The sequence below is a fragment of the Mesorhizobium sp. M0633 genome (assembly GCF_040320645.1).
Taxonomy (GTDB): Bacteria; Pseudomonadota; Alphaproteobacteria; order Rhizobiales; family Rhizobiaceae; genus Mesorhizobium.
The window spans coordinates 16,563-32,941 of record NZ_JAMYQC010000005.1 but is presented as its reverse complement, the minus strand read 5'-3'; the positions used below and the strand labels follow the sequence as shown (position 1 = coordinate 32,941).

16 protein-coding genes and 1 tRNA gene are annotated in these 16,379 nt (G+C 62.1%); 9 read left to right on the top strand and 8 right to left on the bottom strand.

Annotated elements, in window-relative coordinates; all coding sequences use genetic code 11:
* Window positions 1-7: 7 nt before the first annotated feature.
* Window positions 8-1,186 (bottom strand): HlyD family secretion protein, encoded by a 1,179-nt coding sequence (locus tag NKI47_RS06590; protein WP_352588540.1) that lies wholly within the window; start codon window positions 1,184-1,186, stop codon window positions 8-10.
* A 143-nt stretch (window positions 1,187-1,329) separates the two neighbouring features.
* On the opposite strand from NKI47_RS06590, the gene NKI47_RS06585 reads away from it, so the two are divergent.
* A complete protein-coding gene (locus tag NKI47_RS06585; protein ID WP_352588537.1) occupies window positions 1,330-2,076 on the top strand; it encodes a TetR/AcrR family transcriptional regulator in 747 nt (248 codons plus the stop codon).
* Between the two features lie 21 nt (window positions 2,077-2,097).
* Here the strand turns inward: NKI47_RS06585 and yihA are convergent, their stop codons facing one another.
* From yihA to rpmH, 5 genes are all read right to left on the bottom strand, one after another.
* Window positions 2,098-2,757 carry a ribosome biogenesis GTP-binding protein YihA/YsxC gene (yihA, locus tag NKI47_RS06580; protein WP_352472343.1) on the bottom strand — a complete coding sequence of 220 codons (660 nt, stop codon included), beginning with the start codon at window positions 2,755-2,757 and terminating at the stop codon, window positions 2,098-2,100.
* Window positions 2,754-3,392, bottom strand: coding sequence for a CatB-related O-acetyltransferase (locus NKI47_RS06575; RefSeq protein WP_023677492.1), 639 nt, complete (start codon window positions 3,390-3,392; stop codon window positions 2,754-2,756). Before NKI47_RS06575 ends, yihA begins: the two co-directional genes overlap by 4 nt.
* Before the next feature lie 144 nt (window positions 3,393-3,536).
* Window positions 3,537-5,348 (bottom strand): membrane protein insertase YidC, encoded by a 1,812-nt coding sequence (gene yidC / locus NKI47_RS06570; RefSeq protein WP_352568513.1) that lies wholly within the window; start codon window positions 5,346-5,348, stop codon window positions 3,537-3,539.
* 13 nt (window positions 5,349-5,361) lie between these two features.
* On the bottom strand, window positions 5,362-5,715 hold the full coding sequence (rnpA, locus tag NKI47_RS06565) for a ribonuclease P protein component (RefSeq protein WP_352539960.1): 354 nt from the start codon (window positions 5,713-5,715) through the stop codon (window positions 5,362-5,364).
* Between the two features lie 23 nt (window positions 5,716-5,738).
* Window positions 5,739-5,873 carry a 50S ribosomal protein L34 gene (gene rpmH / locus NKI47_RS06560; protein WP_008833937.1) on the bottom strand — a complete coding sequence of 45 codons (135 nt, stop codon included), beginning with the start codon at window positions 5,871-5,873 and terminating at the stop codon, window positions 5,739-5,741.
* Window positions 5,874-6,207: 334 nt separating this feature from the next.
* On the opposite strand from rpmH, the gene NKI47_RS06555 reads away from it, so the two are divergent.
* The 4 genes from NKI47_RS06555 (at window position 6,208) to NKI47_RS06540 (ending at window position 9,079) form a co-directional block, all read left to right on the top strand.
* Window positions 6,208-7,695 (top strand): ATP-binding protein, encoded by a 1,488-nt coding sequence (locus NKI47_RS06555; RefSeq protein ID WP_352568512.1) that lies wholly within the window; start codon window positions 6,208-6,210, stop codon window positions 7,693-7,695.
* A 325-nt stretch (window positions 7,696-8,020) separates the two neighbouring features.
* Window positions 8,021-8,097, top strand: a tRNA-Arg gene (locus NKI47_RS06550).
* Window positions 8,098-8,316: 219 nt separating this feature from the next.
* Complete coding sequence (locus NKI47_RS06545) at window positions 8,317-8,493, top strand: hypothetical protein (RefSeq protein WP_352588532.1); 177 nt, start codon at window positions 8,317-8,319, stop codon at window positions 8,491-8,493.
* Window positions 8,494-8,764: 271 nt separating this feature from the next.
* On the top strand, window positions 8,765-9,079 hold the full coding sequence (locus NKI47_RS06540) for an antibiotic biosynthesis monooxygenase (protein WP_352578138.1): 315 nt from the start codon (window positions 8,765-8,767) through the stop codon (window positions 9,077-9,079).
* A gap of 47 nt (window positions 9,080-9,126) precedes the next feature.
* Here NKI47_RS06540 and NKI47_RS06535 read toward each other — a convergent pair whose 3' ends face one another.
* Both NKI47_RS06535 and NKI47_RS06530 read right to left on the bottom strand, forming a co-directional pair.
* On the bottom strand, window positions 9,127-10,269 hold the full coding sequence (locus NKI47_RS06535; protein WP_352578137.1) for an alpha-hydroxy acid oxidase: 1,143 nt from the start codon (window positions 10,267-10,269) through the stop codon (window positions 9,127-9,129).
* Between the two features lie 69 nt (window positions 10,270-10,338).
* On the bottom strand, window positions 10,339-11,445 hold the full coding sequence (locus tag NKI47_RS06530) for a LacI family DNA-binding transcriptional regulator (RefSeq protein WP_352588528.1): 1,107 nt from the start codon (window positions 11,443-11,445) through the stop codon (window positions 10,339-10,341).
* Between the two features lie 604 nt (window positions 11,446-12,049).
* On the opposite strand from NKI47_RS06530, the gene NKI47_RS06525 reads away from it, so the two are divergent.
* The 4 genes from NKI47_RS06525 (at window position 12,050) to NKI47_RS06510 (ending at window position 16,375) form a co-directional block, all read left to right on the top strand.
* Window positions 12,050-13,012 carry a sugar-binding protein gene (locus NKI47_RS06525; protein WP_352588525.1) on the top strand — a complete coding sequence of 321 codons (963 nt, stop codon included), beginning with the start codon at window positions 12,050-12,052 and terminating at the stop codon, window positions 13,010-13,012.
* Window positions 13,013-13,126: 114 nt separating this feature from the next.
* Window positions 13,127-14,671, top strand: coding sequence for a sugar ABC transporter ATP-binding protein (locus NKI47_RS06520; RefSeq protein ID WP_023677501.1), 1,545 nt, complete (start codon window positions 13,127-13,129; stop codon window positions 14,669-14,671).
* Window positions 14,672-14,694: 23 nt separating this feature from the next.
* The gene (locus NKI47_RS06515; RefSeq protein WP_023677502.1) at window positions 14,695-15,690 is read left to right on the top strand and encodes an ABC transporter permease; all 996 of its coding nucleotides are present in this window, start codon (window positions 14,695-14,697) and stop codon (window positions 15,688-15,690) included.
* Window positions 15,691-15,844: 154 nt separating this feature from the next.
* Window positions 15,845-16,375, top strand: a complete 531-nt coding sequence (locus tag NKI47_RS06510) for a DUF2231 domain-containing protein (protein ID WP_023677503.1) — start codon at window positions 15,845-15,847, stop codon at window positions 16,373-16,375.
* Window positions 16,376-16,379 lie beyond the last annotated feature (4 nt).

Here is a 16,379-nt window from a genome sequence, read left to right as displayed (position 1 = left end):
TTCCGCTTTACTTCGATGCCGAAGGCGCCGTGCGGCTGTCGACGGCGACGACGACGCTCAGGCCGGCGCGAAGCTTGCCCGTCTTCAGCACATCCGCGGGCACGTCTATGCGAACCGGAACGCGCTGCACCACCTTGGTGAAATTGCCTGTGGCGTTTTCCGGCGGCAGCAGCGAGAACACTGCTCCCGAAGCCGGGGCCAGCGACGACACGGTACCCTCGATGTCCTGACCGTCGATCGCGTCGACCGACACTCTGACCTTTTCACCAGGCATCAGCCGGGCAAGCTGGGTCTCCTTGAAGTTGGCGACGATGTAGAGCTTGTCCATTGGCACGATGACGGCGAGCTTCTGTCCGGGGCTGATCAGGTCGCCCTGCTCGACCGAGCGGTTGCCGACCACGCCGTCATAGGGTGCGCGCAGCACGGTGAAGGACAGATCCCGCACCGCCTTGTCGTGGGCAAGCTGCAGCGAGGCCAGCGTGCTTGCCGATTCCGCCCGCTGCGCCTGGAGCACGCCGATATTCGCCTGAGCCGCCGCGATCTGCGCGTCGGCGCCGGCTAGTGCGGCATTGGCTTGCTCGACCGCCGTCTGGGCATCGTCCAACTGGGCCTGGGTACCGACGCGGGTCTTGAGCAACTGGGCGGCACGAACCTGAGCTCGCTTCGCATTATCGGCCGCGGCCTGGTCGGCGGTCTTCTGCGCCTGCGCCTGCTTGAGCGAGGCGCGCGCCGCCTCGGTCTGGGCATCGATGCGGTCGAGCGTCTTGCTCAACGTGGCGATCTGCGCCTCGGCCTGGGCAACGGCTATCTTGTAGTCGCCGTCATCGACGATCAGCAGCGGGTCGCCGGCCTTCACCTGCTGGTTCTCGGTCACTTTGACCTGATCGACATAACCCGAGATTTTTGGCGAGATGAACGCCGTGTCGGCCTGGACATAGGCGTCGTCGGTCGTGATCATGAAGCGCCCGTCGGTCCAGTAATCATAGCCATACCAGGCGCCGGCGCCCAGCAGGGCCAGGCCGATGATGGGCAGCAACATCGAGCGCATCGAGCGCTTCTTCTTGGCGGGAGCCAGCGGGGTGACGTCGGCGGGCTTGAGAGGGGTTTCCGGCGCTTCGATCGCAGGCTGGACCTTGGCACTGGGGAAGGGGCGGACTTCGGCACTGGTGGGCGCGTTCGAGGACATGATATCTCTCTAAATTAATTGGCGCTGAATTTCGTCAGACTGAACCGTTCGGTTCGATCTCGACGTTGACTTAGCGCTTAAAGAGGCCCATATCAAGAGCAATCGAACCGGATGGTTCGAATTATTTTACGAGGTGTGACATTATGGCCGAAGCCCCCAAGGCCGCTCCTTTGCCTGATTCAGGCCCATTGCCCAGCGCCGGCAAGGACCAGTGCGATCTGCTGGACAGTCTGCCGCGCGGCCGCCCAGCCGCGGGGCAAGACCCGGTCAAGCGCAGCCAGATCATCGAGGGTGCGCGCCGTGTCTTCATCGACAAGGGCTTCGAAGCCGCGTCGATGAACGACATTACGCGCGAGGCCGGCGTGTCCAAGGGCACCATCTATGTCTACTTCGCCAACAAGGAAGAGCTGTTCGAAGCGCTGATCGAGGAAGAGCGCGGCACGATTTTCAAGAACATGTACGAAGTGCTCGACCAGATCGGCGACCTTCGCCAGACGCTGGTGAAGTTCGGCATCGTGCTGTCCATGAAGATCACTTCGGCGAGGGTCATCCTGGCGCAGCGGACGGTGATCGGCGCGTCGGAACGCATCCCGGAGCTTGGTGCCCGGTTCTACGAACGCGGCCCGAAGCGCGGCCATGACAGGGTCGTCGTTTTCCTCAACATGGCTATCGAACGCGGCCTGCTGAAGATCGACGACGTCGAGCTTGCCGCCTATCAGTTCACCGAGCTGTGCCTGGCCGGCCTTTTCCGCCAGTGCATTTTCGCCTATCGCACCAAGGCGCCAAGTGCGGCCGAGATCGAACACATCGTCAGGTCGGGCGTCGATGTGTTCCTGAAGGCCTACGGCACCGAACAGCTTGAGCAGGAACGGGCCTCCAGCCCCGCCTGACAGGCTGCCAGGGTCGGTGGCCTATCCGCCATTGGCGGCGAGCACGATCGCCGCACGCAATTCCTCGAGGCCCTCGCTCTTTTCCGACGACGTGGCGAGCACGAAGGGAAATGCCGCCGGGCGTTTCTTGATCTTCTGGAGCGTTTCCTCGACCAGTCGCGGTACCCCCGCCGCCTTGATCTTGTCGGTCTTGGTCAGCACGATCTGATACGACACCGCCGCCTTGTCGAGCAGCGACAGCACCTCGTCGTCCTTGGCCTTGATGCCATGGCGGGCATCGATCAGCACGTAGACGCGCTTCAGCGTCACCCGGCCCTTGAGATAGTCGAAGACGAGCTTCGTCCACTCGTCGACCTTTTCCTTCGGTGCCGTGGCGTAGCCATAGCCTGGCATGTCGACCAGCGCCATCGGCGGCAGATCGGCGCCTTCTCCCGAAAATCCGCCAGGCACGAAATAGTTGAGCTCTTGCGTACGGCCCGGCGTGTTGGAGGTGCGCGCCAGCCCCTTTTGGTTGACCAGCGCGTTGATCAGCGACGATTTGCCGACATTGGAGCGGCCGGCAAAGGCGATCTCGGGTGGACCCTCCGGCGGCAGGAATTTCATCGCCGGCACGCCGCGGATGAAGATCCAGGCTCGCGTGAACAATTCGATGCCGATCGTGGTCTTGTTCAACGCGTTCAAACCGCTGCCTCCAGAAGAAAAATGTTGCTGCCACGAATGGCATCGAGATTGCGGCTGATCTTTTCCACCGGCCAGTGCCACCACGCCAGCGCCAGCAGCCGCCGGATGGTCCTGTCGTCGAAGCGCATCTTCACCACCTTGGCCGGATTACCAGCGACGATCGCATAGGCCGGCACATCGTGCGTCACCACCGACTTTGCCGCGACGATGGCGCCGTCGCCGATCTTCACGCCGGGCAGCATAACCGCTTCCATGCCGATCCAGACGTCGTTGCCGACGATTGTATCGCCGCGCACCTCCTTCGACCATGTCGCCGGGTCGAAACCTTCTTCCCAGCCATGGCCGAAGATGTTGAACGGATAGGTCGAAAAGCCGGACATGGCGTGATTGGCGCCGTTCATGATGAAGCGCGCACCCTCGGCAATGGCGCAGAACTTGCCGATGATCAGCCTGTCGCCGATGAACGGATAATGATGCAGCACGCATTTTTCGGCGAATTTGTCGGGTCCGTCAGGGTCGTCATAATAGGTAAAGTCGCCAATCTCGATATTCGGCGCCGTCACCAGCGGTTTCAGAAAGCCGACGCGCGTGTGCAACGGGATCGGATGCTTGATCGATGGATTGGGTCCGGTCATATCGAGCTCCGTCGAGCAACTGCCAGCCAGGTCAAAATAGCGCGATCCGTCCGGCAGTACCAATCGCTTAATCCAGGCGGGCAGCTTGTGCAAAAAGCCCCGGACGAACCGGGGCTTTTTGGTCTCGCATAGTCGGAGTGCCGGCTATTCCGCCGGCGACGGTTTCTTGCGGAACAGCGCGACCAGATTGTCCCACAATTCGATCTTGGCGCCTTGCCGCTTCATGATCACACCCTGCTGCAGGATCGACAGTGTGTTGTTCCAGGCCCAGTAGATGACCAGGCCGGCCGGAAAACCCGCCATCATGAAGGTGAAGATCACGGGCATCCAGGTGAAGATCGCAGCCTGCGTCGGGTCCGGCGGCGTCGGGTTCATGCGCATCTGCAGGAACATCGTCACACCCATGATCAGCGGCCAGACGCCGATCATCAGCATGTGCGGCAAGGTAACGGGGATCAGTCCGAACAGGTTGAAGATCGACGTCGGGTCCGGCGCCGCCAGATCCTGGATCCAGCCGAAGAACGGCGCGTGCCGCATCTCGATGGTGATGTAGAGCACCTTGTAGAGCGAGAAGAACACCGGGATCTGCAATGCCACCGGCCAGCAGCCGGCGAGCGGATTGATCTTTTCGGTCTTGTACAGCTCCATCATCGCCTGCTGCTGCTTCATCTTGTCGTCCGCGTATTTCTCGCGGATCTCGAGCATCTTGGGCTGCACCTTCTTCATGTTCGCCATCGACGCATAGGACTTGTTGGCGAGCGGGAAGAACAGCGCCTTGACAATGACGGTGGTGGCGAGGATCGCCAGACCGAAATTGCCGAAGAATTTGTAAAGCGTGTCGATCAGCGAGAACATCGGCTGAGTTATGAACCAGAACCAGCCCCAATCGATCAGCTTTTCGAAAAGCCTTATCTTGCGATCTTTCTCGTAAGCATTGATCTTGTTGACTTCCTTTGCGCCGGCAAAGATCTCCGATTCAATGGTCTTGGATTCGCCGGGCTGCAGCGCAATCGCGTCCGTGCGGAAGTCGGCTTGATAGCGATGACGGCCGTCCTCGTAATAAGCGAAGTTTGGCTGAAACTCCTGCGCCTCTGTCGGCACCAGCGTCGCCGCCCAGTATTTGTCGGTGATGCCCAGCCAACCGTCCTTGGACTTGCTCGGTGTGTACTGCTTGTTTTTCTCGAGATCGGCGTATTTGTGTTCCTGCAGGCCTTCGCTGCCGGTGACGCCGATCAGGCCTTCGTGCAACACATAGATGCTGGCGACCGCCGGCTTGTCGAAGCGGGTGATGCGGCCGTAATTGAACAGCGAGACAGGGCTGCTACCGGAATTCTGCACGGTGTCGGAAACGGTGAACATGTAGTCGTTGTCGACCGAGAATGAGCGTTTGAAAGTCAGGCCCTTGTCGTTGGTGAAGGTGAGCGTCACTGGTGTAGCCGGCGTTAGCGTCGGATTGCCGTCGACGTTCCAAACGGTCTTGGGTCCCGGCAGCGTTCCCACCTTGTCTTCGCCAACAAAGCCGATCTCGGCGAAATATCCGTTCGGCAGCGACTCAGGATTGAGCAGCGCGATCTTGGGTGAGTTTTTGTCGACCGTCTCCGTGTAGTGCTTGAGCTTGAGATCATCGAGACGCGCGCCGGTGAGGTTGATCGAGCCTTCGAGGCTCGGCGTGTCGATCTTGACGCGGCTGGTCGAGGCAATCGCCTGGTCGCGGCTGGCCGGCGTCACGGCGTCGCCGCCAGGCGCGCTCGGAATGGCGCCCGGCTGCACCGGTGTTTCGCTGGCGCCCGGGCTGGTGCCTTGGGCAGCCTTCTTCTGCTCCGCCACGCGCTGCTCTTCGATGCGGGCGGCTTCGCGCTGCATCTCGCTGCGCGGCATCACATAGAAATATTGCCAAAGCGCCAGGATCAGCACCGACAGTGCGATGGTGATGAAGAAGTTGCGGTTGTTTTCCATCGAAGCCCTTGGCCTATCGTGTTCCACGCAATCTGCGGGAGAGTTCGGCCTTCAACTGGCCGAACGGAGTGGTAAGCACGTCTTCGCGCCCGACGATGACATAATCATTGCCGGGCGCCATGTCATCCGCGGCATGCGTGCGCACGGCCTCTCTCAGCCGCCGCCGGATGCGGTTGCGAACGACGGCGTTGCCGACCTTCCTGGTGACGGTGTAGCCGACGCGCGGCGCCTCGCTGTCGCCGCGGCCCAGGACCTCGACGAGGAAAAGCCGCCCGCGGCGCTTTTCGCCGCGGCGGACAGCCAGGAATTCCGCGCGCTTCAGAAGCCGCTTGGGATGGGCACCCGTTGGCTTGCCGGTTGCGGGCAACGATCTTGTCTCTCGCTTGGTGCTCAGGCGCTGAGACGCTTGCGGCCGCGGTTGCGGCGGGCTGCGACGACGCCGCGGCCACCCTTGGTGGCCATGCGGGCACGGAAACCGTGCCTGCGTTTGCGGACGAGTTTGGACGGCTGGTAAGTACGCTTCATTTGTTTAAATACCGCGGGGTGCGGCCCTTCTTGATTCTGTCACTTTGTAACAGGAGCTTTGCCGGGCCGGTTTTGGCGCGATCGAAACCGCGCCGGGACGAATGGCCCGAGCGTGAGCGGGCTTATAGAAAGAAGGGTTTTGGAAGTCAATCCAGCGTGTCGGGCCGGCATTGTCGGACCGGCATCGAAGTCTTGCGGCCCTTTGTCCGGCTTCGGCCAAGGATGAATTTGGCAAAAAAGCCGCAATCGCCTAATCTCACCCGATCAAGCGATCGTGAAGACGAGCAGTCCCTAAGACAAGCAGCCGTGATGACAGGCAGCCGTGACGACGAGCATGAGTGAAGTCCCAGCAACCGACGAACGCATCGCCCAGGCGAAGGCGGCCACCCGCAGGGTGCCGCTGGCGCGCGGCCTGTCGACCAAGTTGCTGCTGCTCACCATCGTCTTCGTGCTCTTGGCCGAAATCCTCATCTTCGTGCCCTGGATCGCCAGCTACAGGCTGAGTTGGCTGAAGGAGAGGCTGAGCACCGCCGCCGCGGTTTCCATCGTCCTGGTGCAGGGCGAACCTGCCTCGCTGTCGCGTGCCGCCCAGAACGACGTACTGATGGCGATCGGCGCCAAGGCGATCGCCGTGCGCGACGGCGGCGTCTCGCGGCTTCTGGTCGTGGCCGAAATGCCGCCGCAGGTCGACGAGCATATCGATATCGCCAATGTCGGCATGATCAAGGGTATGACCGGCGCGCTGGACACGCTGTTTTTCGGCGGCAAGCGGATGCTGCGCGTTTTCGGGCCGGTCGGCGACAGCGACAAAGAATTCGAGCTGATCATGCCCGACCACCGCCTGCGCAATGCCATGCTGATCTATTCGCGCAACGTCGCCTTCGTCTCGCTGCTGATCTCGCTGTTCACCGCCATGCTGGTCTACGCCGCGATAGACCTGATCATGATCGGCCCGATCAGGACGATGACACGCTCGATGCTGTCCTTTTCCGAGGCGCCCGACGATCCCGGTCGCATCATTCACCCCGCCGCCCGGGCCGACGAGATCGGCGTCGCCGAACGCGAGCTGTCGCAGATGCAGGAGCGGCTGCAGAAGATGCTGACCGAGCAGAAGCACCTGGCCGATCTCGGCCTGGCCGTGTCGAAGATCAACCACGACATGCGCAACATCCTCGCCTCGGCGCAACTGATGTCGGACCGCCTGCGCCAGGTCAAGGACCCGACCGTGCAGGCCTTCGCACCAAAACTGCTGCGCGCGCTCGACCGTGCGGTGTCCTACTCGGAGGGCGTGCTGGCCTATGGCCGCACCCAGGAGCCGCCGCCGTCGCGCCGCAGGCTGCGGCTGCGCCAGCTGGTCGAGGACGTCCAGGGCCTGCTCGACATCGAATGCGGCATCGAATTCGTCAACGCCGTCGATCCGGTGCTCGAGGTCGACGCCGATTCCGACCAGCTGTTCCGCGTGCTCACCAATCTTAGCCGCAACGCCGTGCAGGCGATGGCGGCCGACACCGAGAGCGCCGTGGTGCGCCGCCTGACCATATCGGCCGAGCGCATCGGCAGCGTCAGCCGCATCGTCGTGACCGACACCGGCCCCGGCCTGCCGCCAAAGGCGCGAGAAAACCTGTTCGCGGCATTCCGCGGCTCGGCCCGCAGCGGCGGCACCGGCCTTGGCCTGGCGATCGCCCATGAATTGATCCGCGCCCATGGCGGCACGGTGGAGCTGGTCGAAAGCATCGGCGGCCGCACCACATTCGCGGTCACCATTCCCGACCAGCCGGTCCGGCTCGACCAGGCCCGCAACGGTCTGCGCCGCCCGGCGTAACGAACCGTTTGTTTACGGACCGTTTCAATTCGCAAATGGTTGGTCCGAGACTACGAGCCATCGGCTCGGCCGCCGTGCAACGGCGTGTTTCGTTACGGGCCGTTCCGATTGGCAAATGACTGATCCAAGACGACGACCTATCGGCTCGGCCGCCGCGTGACGCGATCTTGCCTTCGCCGGCCGGCGCATGACGGCAAAACATGACGGCAAAACTTTTGGCCAGGATCGGCTTGCTTTTCGCAAATTCAGTCGCTAGGGAACAGCTCACATTCGCGGCCGGTCGCCAGGATCGGATCGCGGGGCTATGCGAAGCATGGCCTGTTGCGCGCCCGTAGCTCAGCTGGATAGAGCACCAGACTACGAATCTGGGGGTCAGGAGTTCGAATCTCTTCGGGCGCGCCATTAAACTCATGCCTACCCCGGGAACATAGGTAACAGAATCTACCACCGGTGGCCTGAAAGTCGCGAGGGCTGAGCGCCATCCATGCCAAAAAGGAGATCGTCAGCTAATGCTGCTCAGTCGGCCTGCTTAATCTCCAGGCCCGGTTCAGTCGGCGGGCCTGGCGTGCAATCCTGGCCAGTGCATTCCTGCACGGGATCTTTCGCCGGCGGGAGACAATTTTGGCCTTCACAATGAACTGGCGGCTGCGTTGTTGCGGCTTTATTGTTCTGCGGCACAGGCCGATCCTCAGCGCGAACGGGCCGATCCTCAGCGCGAACGGCCGGCATTCCAAGGTCGATCATGGCCGTGCACAAGAGCGCAATTCGAAGCAAATTCATTTTCGCCTCCGCAACTGACAGCGAGACGCAGATTATACCTTCGAACTGCGGCCAACATCCTGTCACCCGCGAACGGCGTTAACAGCGCGTTTCATTGCCGGTCGGAAGGGCGTACCGATTGCGATCGAGCGTCGTCCTCTTCCTGGCAAAATAGCGCCAGAAACGGGGCTTTCGGCTAGAGGTGACTGAAGCCAACCTTCCGATTTTCCTCTACACCTGTTCGAAGGGTTCGAGGTGCGTTAGGGCCTCGCATATTCGAGGTTTTCAGTTCTTTCACGGGGGAACGTAGATGACGGCATTCAACAGCGTCCGCTTCCGGGTCAAGCCGGGTAGTGAAGACGAATTCGTCGAACTGTTCAGCAGCGCTCCGCGCAATTTCGAGGGGTTGCGAAAAATGGCTCTCGTCAAATCGGGAGATGGCGCCTTCTTCTCGATTGGAGAGTGGGACACTTTTCAGCACATGGTCGATGCCAGGCCCAAAATGCTGGGCAATCTTGATCGGTTCCGGCATACGTTGCAGCAGCTTGAGGGCGGATATACGGATGCTGTTTCCGGCGAGACTGTCTTCGAAACGGACGGCAGGAGCGGCGGCAGGTCGGTATAGTATCGCACTTCGAAAAAGCTTATGCCGTGCGCCACTTCCCGGCTCTATCACCTAAACCGCACATTCGCTCTCGAAAGCTCTGCCACCGACCTGCATCCCATCAGCCGCATGTCGCGTTCGATCTCGGTTCGCATCAGGCCGAGCGCCCGTTCGACGCCGGCCTGTCCGGCGGCGGCCAGCGGGAAGAGATAGTAGCGCCCGACGCCGACGGCCTTGGCGCCCAGTGACAGGGCTTTCAGGACATGCGTGCCGCGCTGGACGCCGCTGTCGATGATCACGTCGATCTTGTCGCCCACCGCGTCGACGATCTCCGCCAGCTGGTCGAAGGGGCTGCGCGAGCCGTCCAACTGCCTGCCGCCGTGGTTTGAAAGAACGATGCCGGTACAGCCGATGTCGACCGCCTTTCTGGCATCGGCGACGCTCATGATCCCCTTCAGGCAAAACTGGCCGTTCCAGAAACGGACCATGTCTTCGACGTCCTTCCAATCCAGCGATGGATCGAGGATCTCAGTGAAATAGCGGCTGATGGAAAGCGCTCCGCCGCCGAGGTCGATATGGCCGTCCAACTGCGGCAGGCTGAATTTTTCATGCGTCAAATAGTCGATGGCCCATCTCGGCTTGATCGCAAACTGCATCATGCCGCCGAGCGTAAGCCGAAAGGGGATGGAAAAACCGGTCCGCAGGTCGCGTTCGCGGTTTCCGCCGGTGACGCTGTCGACCGTCAGCATCATCACGTCGACGCCGGACGTCTTGGCGCGCTCCATCATGGCGCGGTTCAGGCCGCGATCCCTGTGGAAATAGAACTGATAGACCTGCGGTACTCGGTGCTTGCGGACTTCCTCCAGGCTGACCGTCCCAAGCGACGACACGCCGAACATCGTGCCGAACTTCTCCGCGGCTGCGGCGACGGCGCGCTCTCCGCTATGGTGGAACAGCCGTTGAAGTGCCGTCGGCGAGCAATAGACCGGCATCGCCAGTTTCTGGCCCATGACGGTGACCGACATGTCGATCTGCCCGACGCCGGCAAGCACGTTGGGGACGAGATCGCAGTTCTCGAACGCAGCCGTGTTGCGCCGCAGCGTCGTCTCGTCGTCGGCGCCGCCATCGATATAGTCGAAGATCGGCCCCGGCAGGCGCTGTTTTGCCAGCCGGCGGAAGTCCTGAAAATTGTAGCAGCTTTGCAATCTCATGAAATCAATCGGGTATATGCCGGGCCCGATGTCAAGCCTGTGCCATTGTCGATCGCCGGCGCTCTCGCCTCAGCCCGCCAGAGCGCCAACCGACTCCCGCACCACCAGCGGGCATTCGAGCTTGGTGATGGGATAGCGGCCACGACCGGGAGCAGCGGGGACTTCGAGCTGCTCGATCGCCCATTGTCCCATCGCCATATGCGGCAGGATCGACGTCGTCAGCGGCGGGAACAGATGCCGCGCGATCTCCTCGTCGTCATAACCGATCACCGAAATATCCCGGGGGATGTGCAGGCCGGCCTCCTTCAGCGCCTCGTAGCAGCCGATCGCGGTGCGGTCGTTCTGGCAGAAGATCGCGGTCGGCCGGTCCTTCAGCGCCAAGAGCTTGACGGTCGCGGCATAGCCGGCGCTCGCCGACCAGTCGCCTTCGACGACCAGCGCCGGGTCGAACGGAATGTCGGCCGTCGCCAGCGCCCGGCGGTAGCCCTTCAGCCGGTCCTGCGCCGCTTGCATCCAGGGCTCGCCGGTGATGGTGGCGATGCGCCGGTGACCATGGCCGATCAAGTGGCGGGTGGAGCTCTGGCCGCCGGCGATCTCGCTCGGCACCACGGCGGGGAAGGCATAGTCGGCGGTGTAGCAGTTGAGCAGGATGACCGGAATGTCGAGGCCGTAGAGATAGTCCGGCGCGACGATCTCGCGGGTGAAAATGGTCATGTAGATCAGTGCCGAAATGCCCCGCTTGGTCAGTGCCGCGATGGCCCGGGGCTCCATCACCTCGTCGCCCATGGTCTGCGCCACCAAAAGCACATTGCCGGCGTTCCACGAGGCTTGCCGCGCCCCTTCAATGGCGACGACCGCCTCCGGGCTGGTCGCCAACTGGTCGACGGCGAAGCCGATCACGCCATCCAGCCCGTCGAATGCGGCAACCGGGGCTCGCAAGGCAGAAAACACGGGCGGCGAATAGCCCAGCGTTCGCGCCGTCTCGATCACCCGCTCTCGGGTTTGCTGCGACAGCCTGATGCCCGGCGTGTTGTTGAGCACGAACGAAACCGTCGCCTGCGAACAGCCTGCCGCCCTGGCGATGTCGGTCATGGTAACGCGGCCCTTGGGGTTTTTCCCCGACGGCTTGCGCCGCCTGGAGACATCGGGATCGCTGAGATCCGTCGGTTCGCTCATGGTTTCATGTTTCCCACCCCGGCCCGTCTAACCGGATCGCGTCGCGGGCGGCAAGCCGGTCCGACATGCCGCGTTTATAAACGGAAATCAAATTTATCATTATTATCAATCGAATCCCATCGCCCGCCATACGGCGGCGCAAACGACAATCTCGCCACAAAGCTTGATTTCTCGCGGATTTCTGCCGCTGCGCAAGCCATCGACGGTCCGCTCGATCCCCTGGCGCCTCTCTGCTCCACGCGGCGGCCAAGGCCTTGCCGCTCATGGCAAGCGACGTTCCAACCAAGAAACTAATACTGTTTACTAATAACTCGCAACGTTCTAAAGTCAATTTGTCATGCCCGGCATGGATCATGCTGGGCGCGGCAAATCGAGCGTGCGACGCGATGTCTGGCGGCTCTCGGGCCGGCGTAAATGCGTCGCGCAATCACGAAAATGTCAGACAAATCGGACTATTTACTAACCGCAAACGAGTGTCTAGAGTTTGCATCGTGGCTGGATTGGCGCCGTTCTTTCGCTGCCGGAACCCTTGAGGAGGAGGGGCGTCCAAGCCGCAATCCGCAAATTCACATCAGCGACACGACTGATTCAAATGGGAGGTTACATGAAATCTGTGATACGAAATACGTCCGTCGCCGCCGCGGCCCTGCTGCTCGGCCTGTCCGTCACGGCAATTGCGCGCGCCGACGACAAGCCGACGCTGGCCTTCGTCGTCAACGGCGCTTCCGATTTCTGGAAGGCGGCCGAAGCCGGCGTCAAGAAGGCTCAAGGCGAACTGCCCAACTATAGTCTGGAGCTCAAATATCCGGAACAGTCCTCGGTCGCCATACAGCAGCGCCTGATGGACGATCTGGTGACGGCCGGCGTGAAGGGGATCATGGTTTCGGCGGTGGACCCCAAGACGTCGACCGACGGGCTGAACAAGATCGCCTCGGAGACGGCATTGTTCACCACCGACAGCGACGCGCCGCAGACCAAGCGTGTCGCCTATATCGGCTCGTCCAATGTCGATGCCGGCAAGCAGGCGGCCGAGATCGCCAAGAAGGCAATGCCCGACGGCGGCAAGTGCCTCGGCTTCGTTGGCCTGCTCGGCGCCGACAATGCCAAGGAGCGCATCCAGGGCATGAAGGACGGCCTCGCGGGCACCAAGATCGAATTGGTCGACGTGCGTGGCGACGACATCGATCAGGCCCGCGCCAAGAAGAACGTCGAGGACGCGCTGGTCGCCAGCCCCGACGTCACCTGCATGGTCGGCTTCTACTCCTACAACACGCCGCGCATCTATGAAGCGCTGCGCGATGCCGGCAAGCTCGGCCAGATCACCGTCGTCGGCTTCGACGACGATCCGATCACGCTGGGCGGCGTCAAGGAAGGTACCGTCGCCGCCACCGTCGTGCAGCAACCCTTCGAATGGGCCTATCAGGGCATGAAGCTGATGGCTGCCTATCTCGAGGGCGACAAGTCGGGCGTTCCCGCCGATGGCCTGATCATCGTGCCGACCAAGATCATCGGCAAGGACGATGTCGACGCCTACGCCGCCAACCTCAAGGCGATGTCGGGAAATTGAGCGAATAAGTTGCGCCGGCTCAAGGGTTCGCCCTGAGCCGGCGATTCTATTGACGCGCCTCGCAAGGCCCGTCAGTCTGAGGCCAAAACGGCTCACCGGCTGCTGTCAGGCGTGATGAATTATTCCGACCCATCCATCGTTGCATCCACGGCCGCTCCGTTCCTGAGCCTCGACGGCGTGCGCAAGACTTATCCCGGCGTTGTCGCGCTGGACGGGTTCTCGATCGAGGTCAGGCCCGGCGAGGTCATCGGCCTGGTCGGCGAAAACGGCGCCGGCAAATCGACGCTGATGAAGATCCTCGGCGGCGTGACCCGGCCGGACACCGGCACCATCACCGTCGATGGCGTCGCCCATGACAGTCTGACCGTCGAAGCCAGCATCGGTTCGGGCATCGCCTTCGTCCACCAGGAACTCAACCTGTTCGAGAACCTCGACGTCGCCGCCAATATTTTCTTCGGCCGCGAACCGCTGCGCGCCGGCCCGTTCAGGCTGGTCGACCGCGCCAGGCTGCGAGCGCTGGCGGCGCCGCTGCTCAAACGCGTGGGCGCCAATTTCTCGGCCGATACGCCGGTGTCGGCGCTGTCGCTGGCCCAGCAGCAAATGGTCGAGATCGCCAAGGCGCTGTCGATCGAGGCGCGGCTGGTCATCCTCGACGAACCGACATCGAGCCTGCCGATCGCAGAAACCGACAAGCTGCTCGGTGTCATCAAGGCGCTGAAGGCAGACGGCATCAGCGTCATTTTCATCTCGCACCGCCTGCACGAGGTCGAGCGCGTCGCCGACCGCGTCGTCGTGCTCAGGGACGGCATGCTCGCCGGAACCTTGCCGAAGAGCGCCATCAATCACGACCAGATGGTCAAGCTGATGATCGGCCGCATGCTGAAGGAGAGGGAGAAGGCCGCAGAATCGGCGCGCCCGCCGGGCTCTGTCGCGCTGTCGGTCAAGGCCATTCGCACCGCTGCCTATCCCGACCGGCCCGTCGACCTCGATGTCAGGCATGGCGAGATCCTCGGCCTCGCCGGTCTCGTCGGCTCCGGTCGGACGGAGCTGGCGCGCGTCCTGTTTGGCATCGACAAGAGCTTTGGCGGCTCGTTCCAGCTTGACGGAAAAGATCTGGTTCTTGGTTCGGCCGCGGACGCAGTGGCCAACGGTATTTTCCTCGTCCCCGAGGATCGCAAGCTGACCGGCATCCTGCTCGACCTTTCGATCGCCCAGAACATCTCGCTGCCCAATCTGCCGGCACATTCGCGGCGCTCGCTGGTCTCGGCCAGCGCCGAGGCCGCCACCGCCGAGAAGCAGAAGACCGATCTCGGCATCAGGGCGCCCTCCGTGCAGACGCGTACCGGTACGCTGTCGGGCGGCAACCAGCAAAAGGTCGTGCTGGCCAAATGGCTGGCGATGAAGCCGAAGGTGATGATTCTCGACGAACCGACCCGCGGTATCGACATCGGCGCCAAGGCCGAGATCTACGGACTGATGCGGGCGCTGGCCGATGCCGGCGTCGCCGTGCTGATGATCTCCAGCGACATGGAGGAGGTGATCGGCGTTTCCGACCGCATTGCCGTCATGCATGAAGGCCAGATCTCGGGCATTCTCGATAAGGACCGGTTCAGCCAGGAAAACGTGCTGCTGCTGGCGGTCGGCAAGCAGCCGAAGTAGTTCGCAGGCACTGGGAGAAGACGATGAGCAAGAAAGATCTCGGCCTGCTGATCCTGATCCTGGTGGTCGGTGCGGTGGTGGCGATCATCAACCCGCGCTTCCTGCTGCCGATCAATCTCGCCAACACCTCGAACCTGATCGGGTTGTTCGGCATCCTGTCGATTGGCCAAGCCTTCGTCATCATCACCGGTGGCATCGAATTGTCGGTCGGCTCGGTGGTTGCGCTGCTCGGCGTGCTGTTTATCGACTTCATCGCCACGCGCGGCATGGCCTGGCCGGTCGCCCTGCCGCTGATCCTGGTGCTCGGCGGCATCATCGGGCTGGCGCATGGCTGGCTGATCACCCGGCTCAAATTGCAGCCTTTCGTGGTGACTTTGTGCGGCCTGTTGATCTATCGCGGCGTGGCGCGCTTCTACACCGCCGACGGCACCGCCGGCTTTGCCTTCGGACAGAACTTCCCGGAACTCGAGTTCCTGACGGCGGGGCGGTCCTGGGGCGTGCCGAACAGCTTCATCGCGCTGATCGTCATCGCCGTCGTCATGTGGGTGGTGCTGCACCGGTCGGTGTTCGGGCGCTATCTCTATGCCATCGGCAAGAACGAGGAAGCGGCAAAATATTCCGGCATCCGCACCGGCCGCATCGTCATGGCCGCCTATGTCATCTGCGGCGTGCTGACGGCGCTGTCAGCTATCTATTTCGCCATGTACACACGCTCGATCTCGCCGGCGAGCCACGGCCAGTTCTACGAGCTCTATGCCATCGCGGCCGCGGTGCTCGGCGGCTTCTCGCTGCGTGGCGGCGAAGGCTCGCTGATCGGCGTCCTGCTCGGCACGGTGCTGCTGCAGGAGCTGCAGAACCTCGTCAACCTGCTCGGCATCCCGTCCTCGCTCAACTTCGCCGTCATGGGCGGGGTGATCCTCATCGGCGTGCTGGTTGACCAGCAATGGGGCGTGTTCAGGGCGCGGCGGCGGATGCTGGAAGCCACACGCAAGGGCGTGGCGGGTGCTGCCGCTGAGTGACGCAAAAATAGCTGGATGAAATACGCCGACTGCCATGGCAGGTGGCGTGAAAGAGTCAACCGGAGCTTCGCGACAGCAGTTCAGGTCGGTCTCTATTTGGAACGAAAACCCGTATCTGAGCGTTTATTTAAGCTTTGCTACGCGGAGGCGTTCCATGCCCACGAATCCAGTTAGTACCGCCAAAGTAGGAACTCACCCCCTCCACCCGATGCTGATACCTTTTCCTGTCGCGTTTCTTGTCGGTGCGTTTGTCACCGACCTGGTTTTCTGGGGGACTGCCGATGCCTTCTGGGCACGAGCATCGATGTGGCTGATCGGGGCAGCCATAGTAATGGCCCTTATCGCTGCGACAGCCGGTTTTATCGACTTCCTCAACGAGCCGCGCATTCGCGCCTTGTCCGACGCCTGGTACCACATGCTGGGCAACTTGACCGCAGTCGTTGTGGCACTGATCAATTTCTACCTTCGCTATGCTCAAGGCGCCGAAGCGGCGGTCCGACCATGGGGCGCGCTCTTGTCGTTCATAGTGGTCTGCATACTGCTGTTCACCGGCTGGAAGGGCTGGGAGATGGTCTATCGGCATCACGTTGCAGTTCTGGATACACCAGCGGATGCGCCAGCGAAGCCTTCGACAACCACTGCCACGGATACTCGTCATGCTGGTCGGGACCGGCACGCCGCATGAGGCC